Below are 9,699 nucleotides of genomic sequence, written 5' to 3'. Positions count from 1 at the left end.
AACTCAATCCTGCGACAGGAGAAATTTCCTGGCCTGAGGCCCTGATGGGTGAGGAATTTGAAGCGTCTCGCACGAAAATTCAGGAGTTGTTTTCTTTAAAGAATTCCACCGGTGTGACTTCAAGTCTCACACAGGAAATTGATAGTGAAGCGATCGTGATGAAAAATATTCTCCGGGGGCAAATTCGTACGATGCTTCCGAATGATTATCTATCTGCACGCGGATTCATCGAAGGTCTTGCCAATATGGGTAAGGCAGCCTAATCAATCGCTGATAAAGAATCGCTTCCGCATGGCTCTCACGTTTACTCTCCAGCAGGCACTCAAGATTCCACTTGAAGTGAATTCGGTTAATCATGCAGCGTTGAGTGGGCAGTCGATAGATCAGATACGCGCTTTGCCCGTTCTGCACGGCAATCGAAAATTGACGGTTGCCGATTTTTTTGATGTGCAACAATCTGCGAAAGAAGAAGATCTGCTGGTCTGGTCAGGCGATTGTTCCCGCGTGAAATATATCGGTGCCGGGCTGACTTCCGGGCGGATTCGCGTGGAAGGCAATGCGGGAATGCACCTCGGTGCCGAGATGTCCGGCGGCGAGATTCTGGTGGAAGGCAATGTGACCGACTGGATCGCAACCGAAATGAAGGGGGGCACATTATGTGTCAAAGGCAACGCCGGTAATCTGCTGGGGGCCGCCTATCCCGGAAGCAAACGGGGCATGAACGGCGGGACGATTCTGATTCACGGCAATGTCGGCAATGAAGCGGGGCACCGCATGCGCAGGGGGGCGATTGTGATTGGTGGCACGTCCGGCGATGCCATCGGTTTCGACATGATTGCGGGCTCCATTTTTTCGTTCGGAAAAATCGGCGCACAACCGGGTGCCGGTATGCGACGCGGCACGATTGGACTGTTTGGTGAATCGAACGAGCCGGAACTGTTGCCGACGTTTAAATACTCGAATGTATATCGACCGACGTGGCTTGCCTTTTTCCTGCGCGAATTGAGATCCGCGGGTTTTCCGGTTCCTGAAGATTGTTTTGACAGTGACTATCGAAAATACTCTGGAGATTTTCTGGCTCTTGGCAAAGGGGAAATTCTGGTTCGCCAGTAAAGAGCGCCATCCCTTTTGACACTCAGCGTTCCTTCTGCTCATGTCCATACAACGAAACATTGCCGATCGTCTGCATCAGTCGGCTCAAGCCTGGCCTTATCAAAAAGCAGTTGTCTTTCCTGCAGGAAAAGACAAACAGGGGCGCTATACCTACAGCAGTTTCACTTTTGAGCAACTCGATCAGGAGAGTGACCGGCTGGCTCGTGGTCTGATTCAACTGGGAGTGCAACCCGGTACGCGAATTGCTTTGATGGTGCGTCCCGGCCTGGAATTCATCGCCCTCACGTTTGCGCTGTTCAAAGCAGGCGCTGTGATCATTCTGATTGATCCGGGCATGGGCGGAAAAAATATCATTCGCTGTTTAGCGGAAGTCGAGCCGGAAGGTTTCGTGGCAATTCCGTTAGCACAACTCATTCGCAGGCTCAAACGCCGTTCCTTTCCCAAAGCCCGTTTGAATGTGACTGTCGGAAAGCCGGTTTTGACGTCAGGTATTGATTATCAATGGCTGCTGGGTGGAGACTGGGAATCGTTTGAGATGGTACACCGCACGGCAACCGATCCGGCGGCGGTAATTTTTACCAGCGGCAGTACCGGGCCTCCGAAGGGAGTGGCGTACGAACACGGCATGTTCTGGTCGCAGGTGGATCTGTTGCGCGATTATTACCAGATTCAACCGGGTGAAGTTGATCTGCCCGGCTTTCCGTTGTTTGCGCTGTTTAATTCGGCGATGGGGGTGACCACGGTGGTTCCCGATATGAACCCGACCAGGCCCGCGCTGGTCGATCCACAGAAGATTATCGCGCAAATTAACGATCAGGGGGTGACGCAGGCCTTCGGTTCGCCGGCGATGTGGAATCGGATCGGTCGCTATTGTGAACAACATCAGATCAAACTCCCTTCTTTAAAACGAATTCTTTCGGCGGGGGCCCCGGTGCCCGTGCATGTGATTGAACGCATGCGAAAAACATTTGTGAATCTGGAAACCGATATCAATACTCCCTACGGCGCTACCGAATCGTTGCCGGTGGCATCGATCTGCGGACGCGAAGTGCTGGAGGAAACCTCACAGCAGACGGCGTTGGGCGCCGGAACTTGCGTGGGGACGCCATTCCCGGGAGTGCAGGTCAAAATTATCGAGATACACAACGAACCGATTGCGTCCCTCGATCAGGCGGTAGAACTTCCTGCGGGCGAAATCGGGGAAATCATCGTGCAGGGGCCAATGGCGACGCGCGAATATTTTCTCCGACCTGAGGCAACGCGGCTGGCGAAAATTCCAGACGGCGAACGTTTCTGGCATCGCATGGGAGACGTTGGCTATCGTGATGCGGCGGGAAAGCTCTGGTTCTGCGGGCGTAAAGCGCACATGGTCCAAACCGCGTCGGGGCCGATGTTCACGATTTGCTGTGAGGCGATTTTTAATCAGCATCCGCGCATTTATCGCAGCGCGCTGGTCGGCGTCGGCGTGCACCCGGCACAGAAGCCGGTGATCATTGTGGAACCGGAGCAGGGGGATTTTCCTGAAAGCCAGTCTGCTCGAAATCAACTCACACAGGAACTGTTGGCTTTAGGGCAGGCCAATCCTTTAACACGGTCGATTGAAACGGTTTTATTTCATCGCTCGTTGCCTGTCGATATTCGGCACAATGTAAAAATCTTCCGCGAAAAACTGGCACCCTGGGCAGAGAAACAGATCCGATGAACGTACTCGTCACCGGGGGAGGCGGCTTCCTTGGTCTCTACATAGTGGAACAGTTGATTAAAGCGGGTGAGACAGTCCGCGTACTCTGTCGGGGTGACTATCCACGGCTCAAAGAGTTGAACGTGGAAACGGTGCAGGGGGATATTCGTGACGTCGCAGCCGTCGAGCGGGCCTGTGAGGGAATCGACACGGTGTATCACACGGCGGCGGTTTCCGGCATCTGGGGCCCGTGGGATTATTTTTACAGCATCAATACCCAGGGGACTTTGAATATTCTCAAGGCCTGTCAAACGCAGGGCGTGACCCGGTTGATTTATACCAGTTCACCGAGCGTTGTCTATGATGGGGCGGCCCATGAAAATGCTACGGAGCGACTGCCGTACAGCGAACATTTTCTCTGTCACTATCCACACACGAAAATGCTCGCGGAAAAAGCGGTGCTGGCTGCGAATGGCGAAAAAGGACTGGCAACGGTGGCGCTGCGACCGCATCTGATCTGGGGACCTCGCGATAATCATTTGATTCCCCGTTTAATTCAACGCGCCAAATCCGGTCGTTTGCGGCAGGTGGGTGACGGGACCAATCTGGTTTCAATGAGTTACGTCGAGAACGCCGCCGCCGCTCATTTACAGGCGGCGGCCCGGTTGTTTCATGATTCTCCTGTAGGCGGACAGGCTTATTTCATCAACGAGCCCGAGCCGGTTCTGTTATGGGCGTGGATCAATCAGCTCCTGACGGCAGCCGGTTTACCGCCGGTGCAAAAACAGATTTCCATCAAAGCCGCCAAACGGATCGGGGCTGTGCTGGAAGTTCTGTACCGGGTGCTGCATTTACCGGGCGAACCGCCGATGACCCGCTTTCTGGCATCACAACTGAGCAGTTCGCATTATTACGATATCAGCCGCGCCCGTCATGATTTTGGTTATCAGCCTGTCGTTGACTTTGAGGAAGCAATGCGGCGGATGCAGCCCGAGCTGAAGCGCCTCTCAGCGCAGCAGTAAAGCCGGATTTTCCTCAGAATTGCTTTCAGGAAACTGGACACAAAGGTGCGAATCTCTCTTGGTGAAAATACTGATAGAGATTAAACTTGCGGCAAATAGCACTAATAGGGGGCTTTCCCGGATCCCGGCTCGCTGAGTGTGCAGAGGGATCAATAAATAATTTCAGGTGAATGGAGTGGCGAAATGGAGTCGTTTGATCTATCCGAGCATGGAATCAACGTGGAATGGGTGATGCGGAATCCCGACCCTTCGATTTTGTATGAAGAAGCAATTCGCTATGAGCCGGGCGCTTCGATTTCGGATACCGGAGCGTTGCTTGCATATTCCGGCGATAAGACAGGTCGTTCTCCCAAAGACAAACGGGTCGTCAAGCACAAGAACTCGTCTGACGATATCTGGTGGGGGGATGTAAATTATCCACTCGATCAGCACGCGTTTTTCTGCAATCGCGAACGGGCCACCGATTATCTGAATATCTGCCCGCACCTGTATGTGATCGATGCGTTTGCCGGCTGGGACCCTGAATATCAGATCAAAGTGCGTGTGATCTGTTCGCGGCCTTATCACGCGCTGTTCATGCATAACATGTTGATTCGTCCGACCGAGGAACAACTGAAAAACTTCGGCAAGCCCGATTATGTCATCTATAATGCAGGTACCTTCCCCGCCAACCGCTTCACGACCGGCATGACTTCCAAAACCAGCGTGGACCTGAGCATTGAAGACGGTGAGATTGTGATTCTCGGAACGGAATACGCGGGCGAAATGAAGAAGGGTATTTTCACGGTGATGAATTACCTGATGCCCAAGCTTGGTATTCTGTCGATGCACTGTTCGGCAACCGCGGATCGGCAGACGGGGCGTTCATCGGTTCTGTTCGGTCTGTCCGGGACTGGCAAGACAACACTCTCGGCTGATCCTAAACGTTATCTGATTGGCGACGATGAACACTGCTGGACCGATAATGGCGTGTTCAATATCGAAGGGGGGTGTTACGCCAAGGCGATTTATCTTTCGCGTGAAAACGAACCGGAAATCTTTCAGGCACTGCGTTACGGTGCGGTTCTGGAAAATGTGGTGTATGATGAAGCGCATCATCATGTGGATTTCGACGATACCAGCTTTACACAAAATACGCGTGGCGCGTATCCGATTGAGTATATGCCCAGCGCAAAAATTCCGTGTGTTTCCGACCATCCGACCGATGTGATTTTCCTGACCTGCGATGCGTTCGGCGTACTGCCTCCGGTCAGCAGGCTGACTCCCGAGCAGGCCATGTATCACTTTATCAGTGGTTACACCGCAAAGGTGGCGGGAACAGAAATGGGCATTTCCGAACCTGAGGCGACATTCTCTCCCTGCTTTGGCGGGCCGTTCCTGGTCTGGCATCCGGGGAAATATGCCGACCTGCTGGCAGACAAAATCAAGCGGTACAACGCGAACGTCTGGCTGGTCAACACCGGCTGGAACGGCGGCGCGTATGGTGTGGGGAATCGAATCAGTCTGCAGCATACGCGGGCGATTATCGACGCCATTCATTCAGGTACGCTCAATCATGCCCCGACCGAGATCGACCCGATTTTCGGAACGGCGACGGTCACGAAATGTCCTGGTGTCGATTCCAAGATGCTGGTGCCCCATAATTCCTGGGCCGATCAAAGTGCCTACAAAGCCACCGCGATTAAACTGGCAACCAAGTTCAACGAGAACTTCATGAAATACGCATCGGGCGTATCGGAAGAAGTTCTTGCGGCTGCACCGCGGGTGTAGGGCGATTTGAAGAGAATCGATACGGTCTTGACAGGGAAAGAAATTTTCACGTACTCTGCCTCTGCTTTTTCTGATACGAATGCGTTCATATTTCAAAGTGATCAAGATCATGAATTCTGACAGGGGCACATTGTCACAGGGACCTCTCACCACAATAAAACAGGCGCAACGAATTTTTGCGGTCTGTTATGGCGGGGGGCATGTGCTGATGTTGATTCCCGTGTTGGAGCAGCTCAGGTCGCTCGGTTATGAGATTCATGTTCTGGGGCTGACAGCCGCTGGAATCCCTTTGAAAGAGGCCGGCTTTGAACCGTTGGGTTTTCTGGATTTTTTAACCGACGCCGATACTCGGGCGATTGCGCATGGCAAGCGGCTGGCCGAAAAAATGCACTGCGACGGCAAGGTGGTTTCACTCGAAGAGTCGATTGCCTATCTGGGATTGTCCTACGCTGACCTGGAAGATCAACTGGGCATCGAGGGAGCCCGGGCTGAATTTGAGCGGCTCGGTCGGCAGGCCTTTTTACCTGTCAGCATTTTGAGGCGCGTGTTTGACCGGGTTCAACCTGATGTCGTGATTACCACCAGTTCCCCACGTGCGGAGCTGGCTGCGGTCAAAGTGGCGGCGGAGCGGAATATTCCTTCCGTCGGAATGATCGATCTGTTTGGAGGACAGGTGATTGGTGGCAGGTTGCTGACCGACATACTTTCTGATTATGTCTGCATCCCGTTTGAGGGAACAATTCCCGTGCTGGAAGATTGGAATGTAACCCGCGACCAGATGGTTATTACCGGGAATCCCAATTTCAACTGGGTGACGAAGGTCCCTGCAGTACAGGATCGGAGCTGGCGGGAGCGGCACCATCTCAAAGAGACCGACATCCTGGCGCTGTATGCGATGCAGCCTGAAACAAGAGCGTATTGTGATCTGGTTGAAGACAGTCTGGTTCTTGCCGTCCAGCAGAATCCTGATCTGAAGGTGGCGGTTCGCGCGCATCCCTGTCAGCCCGATTCGGATGCCCGGCTGGTTCTGGAGCGCCTGGGAGATGCCGGGCTGCCGACGTTTTCAGATTCACTGTCCGAGTTGATTTATGCCTGTGATGTGCTGGTAACCGGGAATTCCACAGTGGCTTTAGAAGCGGTACTCCTGGGGCGCAAGGCGGCGCTATTTTACATTAACGAAGACCTCCAGGCACACGGGCTGCCACTGCATCTGTATTATGACTGGGTCACTTTTTCCACAACGGTCGCCACCGGAGCCCGCGCGATTTCGCAGGTGACCAGCGATACGATTGCCGATCAGCAACAGCGCAGAGCGAAAGTTTGTGAAGACTGGCACTGTGATGGAAAATCACATATTCGGATTGCAGAAGTGGTTGTGAAGGCAATTAAGTCGAAGCAGAATCGCAATGCTGCTTAAGCGGTTCTAAAACTCCTTCACGAGTGTGGTCAGAGCCTGTCGGACCTCTTCCCGTGTACCGATGGCGACGAACACGCGAAAGGGATATTCGCCTGCGGAAATGCCTTCTTTGTTGCGTACGCGGAAGACGCAGTTCCATTTGACGACCTTCGCTGCAGGGAAACGGAAGCGGCCGTAACCGGCGTGTTCAAAGCCGCGCGATGGTTGTTCCGGAGAATAAACGCCCATCGCGTAGTTGCTGTCGCTGGTGCTCAGAATAACGGGCAGGTTCTGCTCGCCCGGTCCGTCGTCAATGGGATTCAATTTGCCGGTCTCGGGGTGGAAGGTCCAGAATGTTTCAAACTCGGCGGGCATATAACCGGTGAGTGCTTCGAACTGGGCATAGGTGTGTTGTTCGCCTGGGGGGACGGTAAATGTCGCCTTGTACTCGATGACGTTCTCATGCTTTTGGTACCCGATGCGAACGTGTTTGGAGATCAGATGGTCCGAGAGGATTTTTTCATTCAGCGCAGGTCTGCCCGATGATTTCTGGCCGGGCGCCAGCCAGAACGCCATGCGGGCCGTCGTTCGTAATTCATTTTTCGCCGCGTGAAGCGAAAGGAGTTTACTGGACGAGCCGGGACCGGCGCCATCGGAGCGGGAGCCGGCCTCCGTCGGGTTATAGCGTTCTGCCCAGAACTCACCGGGCAGGCTGCAATCGAAGCTGGCGGCGGACTGCAGTTGTCGACCGTGATCAAAGCTGTCGATAAATTCTTTCCCGTTCCAGGTGAGTGAGTGAATCGATCCCGCCAGCCGATTCGTGGTGGTGATGACGATTTCGGAATCCCCCACCTTGCCGCGGATGGTCGCGTTACCATCAGGGGGCGTGTCAGCGAACAGGGGTTGGGCAAATCTCATCACGGAGAGCAGAATCAATGCGGCTATAATGAGGCGGATTGGCATGTTGAAATCAATCCTGGTAAGAGAAGTCATCTTTGAATCACAGATTGTATTCGATAGAAGCTGCTTCGGGAATGGTTTGGCTTGTTTGTGCGTGTGCGCAGCGGGTTTTCTGCTCACTGCGTGTGTTCTGAATTGCATTCGGGATGTCAACCGCCGGGAAAAATTTGACAATTTGAGACGCGGATGATAATTTGAAGTTAGTCTTTCATGTTGAACTCTGTTTTCGAGGGGTGAAAAAATGAGCTTCGATATCTTCTTACAAACCTGTCACCTCAGTGACCAGACTGTGGAAGATGTGAATCCCATTACCGGCAAACGTGTTCATAAAGTAGTGGGTGAAACAGTGACCGAAACAGAGCGGGAAGCTCTGAAGAAGTTAATCGCTTCCAAAGGGGCCGATGCTCCGGATGAATTTGGTTGTTATGTCATCACTTTTGCGGATGGCAGTGCGACCGAACTCTATTTCGAGGGGCTCTCGGATGACGCAGAATTCAGTGGTGGTGTGGTAACGTTACACGAACCTTCGGAAGAGTTGACGCAATTCCTGTACTCGCTGGCTGAGGGAGGAAACCTCGGCATTTTAACTGAAACGGAGGCAGGGAAAATCGTTGTCACGTCTAACGAGAATGCCCAACTCGTGGAACCACGGTTTCCGGGTGCGATTGTGATTTCCTCTCCGGAAGCGCTCCACTTGATCCTGGGCAGAGGATTTGATCATTGGATTGCGTATCGAGATCGGGTGTTTGACGACTCGTAGGCTTGGTGCAAGCCGACTCAGTAAATTTTCTGCTCGCTGCGCTCGTCCCGAATTTCTTTCGGGGCCGCCCGGTTTTCAATGTTTCATTCTGCTTCGGGAAAGGCGGGAGTGAGTCAATCCGATTTCCAATTCGGGCGAATTGAGACAGGGTAAAATGCCGTTGAAAGCAGAGTTAGCGCAGAGAACGGTCTTCTCAGGATGCACCTGCTGTTTTTGAATTTGACGCCTTATTCATAAAAACCGGGAGGGATGTGGTCTTTTGACTGGAAGCGTTCGCCGTCGGGATTGTCTTCATTGACAATCCAGGGGTCGCCGTGATTGTGATAGCCGCAGCGTTCCCAGTAGCCGGGGGAGTCGTCGGCGATAAAGTCGATCCGCCAGAGCCATTTGGCACTTTTCCAGGCATAGAGCAGGGGGACGATCAATCTCAAGGGGCCGCCATGATCGGCATCAAGCGGGTCGCCGTCATGTTGGTCACAGAGGATGACGTCTTCCGACTGGAAGTCTTTTAAGGGGAGGTTTGTGGTCCAGCCGCCATCGTAGCCGGTGGCAATGACGTAGCGGGCTTCGGGCTGAACGCGGGCGCGCTGCATGATTTCACGGCCGGAGACCCCTTCCCAGAGGTTTCCCAATCGGGACCAGCGGGTGACACAGTGGAAGTCGGCGAAGACCTGGGTTCGTGGCAGTTGCTGAAATTCTTCCCAATTGAAGGAGAGCGGGCTTTCGACGAGGCCGCCGATCTCCAGTTTCCAGGTGTCGAGATTGATTTTGGGTACATCCGTCGCGTGCAGGACGGGCCATTTTCGTGTTCTGGTTTGTCCGTCGGGAATGCGGTTTTCCCGGTAAGTATCCGCGCTGATGATAATTCCCGAATCTTTTTCAGGGGGAACAGGAGGCCCGCTGTCCTGGTATTTCTCTGCGTCGGGGCCGTTATACATCTGTAAGCTCCATCGAGGGTTAAGTCGTGTGGCGTTGTTGGAAACTGGTCAAATTCCTC

Annotated in this window: 9 protein-coding genes; 7 read left to right on the top strand and 2 right to left on the bottom strand. The window is 53.4% G+C overall.

Going from position 1 to position 9,699, the window contains the following annotated elements:
• From Q0294_RS13175 to Q0294_RS13150, 6 genes are all read left to right on the top strand, one after another.
• A partial coding sequence (locus tag Q0294_RS13175; protein WP_299466027.1) for a hypothetical protein occupies positions 1-263 on the top strand: 263 nt, incomplete at its 5' end.
• Positions 264-291: 28 nt separating this feature from the next.
• The gene (locus tag Q0294_RS13170) at positions 292-1,113 is read left to right on the top strand and encodes a formylmethanofuran dehydrogenase subunit C (protein WP_299466024.1); all 822 of its coding nucleotides are present in this window, start codon (positions 292-294) and stop codon (positions 1,111-1,113) included.
• A 40-nt stretch (positions 1,114-1,153) separates the two neighbouring features.
• A complete protein-coding gene (locus Q0294_RS13165; RefSeq protein WP_299466021.1) occupies positions 1,154-2,815 on the top strand; it encodes a fatty acid CoA ligase family protein in 1,662 nt (553 codons plus the stop codon).
• Complete coding sequence (locus Q0294_RS13160; RefSeq protein WP_299466018.1) at positions 2,812-3,816, top strand: NAD-dependent epimerase/dehydratase family protein; 1,005 nt, start codon at positions 2,812-2,814, stop codon at positions 3,814-3,816. The genes Q0294_RS13165 and Q0294_RS13160 overlap by 4 nt, the downstream gene beginning before the upstream one ends.
• 183 nt (positions 3,817-3,999) lie before the next feature.
• A complete protein-coding gene (gene pckA / locus Q0294_RS13155; protein ID WP_299466015.1) occupies positions 4,000-5,586 on the top strand; it encodes a phosphoenolpyruvate carboxykinase (ATP) in 1,587 nt (528 codons plus the stop codon).
• A gap of 109 nt (positions 5,587-5,695) precedes the next feature.
• Positions 5,696-7,003, top strand: coding sequence for a hypothetical protein (locus Q0294_RS13150; protein ID WP_299466012.1), 1,308 nt, complete (start codon positions 5,696-5,698; stop codon positions 7,001-7,003).
• A gap of 6 nt (positions 7,004-7,009) precedes the next feature.
• On the opposite strand, the gene Q0294_RS13145 is transcribed toward Q0294_RS13150, so the two are convergent.
• Positions 7,010-7,945, bottom strand: coding sequence for a hypothetical protein (locus tag Q0294_RS13145; protein WP_299466009.1), 936 nt, complete (start codon positions 7,943-7,945; stop codon positions 7,010-7,012).
• 238 nt (positions 7,946-8,183) lie between these two features.
• Between Q0294_RS13145 and Q0294_RS13140 the strand changes: the two genes are divergently transcribed.
• The gene (locus Q0294_RS13140; protein WP_299466006.1) at positions 8,184-8,702 is read left to right on the top strand and encodes a hypothetical protein; all 519 of its coding nucleotides are present in this window, start codon (positions 8,184-8,186) and stop codon (positions 8,700-8,702) included.
• Between the two features lie 227 nt (positions 8,703-8,929).
• Here Q0294_RS13140 and Q0294_RS13135 read toward each other — a convergent pair whose 3' ends face one another.
• The gene (locus tag Q0294_RS13135) at positions 8,930-9,640 is read right to left on the bottom strand and encodes a molybdopterin-dependent oxidoreductase (protein ID WP_299466003.1); all 711 of its coding nucleotides are present in this window, start codon (positions 9,638-9,640) and stop codon (positions 8,930-8,932) included.
• Positions 9,641-9,699: the final 59 nt, after the last annotated feature.

It is taken from the genome of uncultured Gimesia sp., assembly GCF_937919775.1.
Lineage (GTDB): Bacteria > Planctomycetota > Planctomycetia > Planctomycetales > Planctomycetaceae > Gimesia.
This window is presented reverse-complemented; position numbering and strand designations above follow the sequence as displayed.

Bases quoted from the DNA above. Each gene is read 5' to 3' on its own strand.
- Q0294_RS13160 (WP_299466018.1), top strand. From the start codon at position 2,812: ATGAACGTACTCGTCACCGGGGGAGGCGGCTTCCTTGGTCTCTACATA.
- pckA (WP_299466015.1), top strand. From the start codon at position 4,000: ATGGAGTCGTTTGATCTATCCGAGCATGGAATCAACGTGGAATGGGTG.
- Q0294_RS13170 (WP_299466024.1), top strand. From the start codon at position 292: ATGGCTCTCACGTTTACTCTCCAGCAGGCACTCAAGATTCCACTTGAA.
- Q0294_RS13145 (WP_299466009.1), bottom strand. From the start codon at position 7,945: ATGCCAATCCGCCTCATTATAGCCGCATTGATTCTGCTCTCCGTGATG.
- Q0294_RS13165 (WP_299466021.1), top strand. From the start codon at position 1,154: ATGTCCATACAACGAAACATTGCCGATCGTCTGCATCAGTCGGCTCAA.
- Q0294_RS13150 (WP_299466012.1), top strand. From the start codon at position 5,696: ATGAATTCTGACAGGGGCACATTGTCACAGGGACCTCTCACCACAATA.
- Q0294_RS13135 (WP_299466003.1), bottom strand. From the start codon at position 9,640: ATGTATAACGGCCCCGACGCAGAGAAATACCAGGACAGCGGGCCTCCT.
- Q0294_RS13140 (WP_299466006.1), top strand. From the start codon at position 8,184: ATGAGCTTCGATATCTTCTTACAAACCTGTCACCTCAGTGACCAGACT.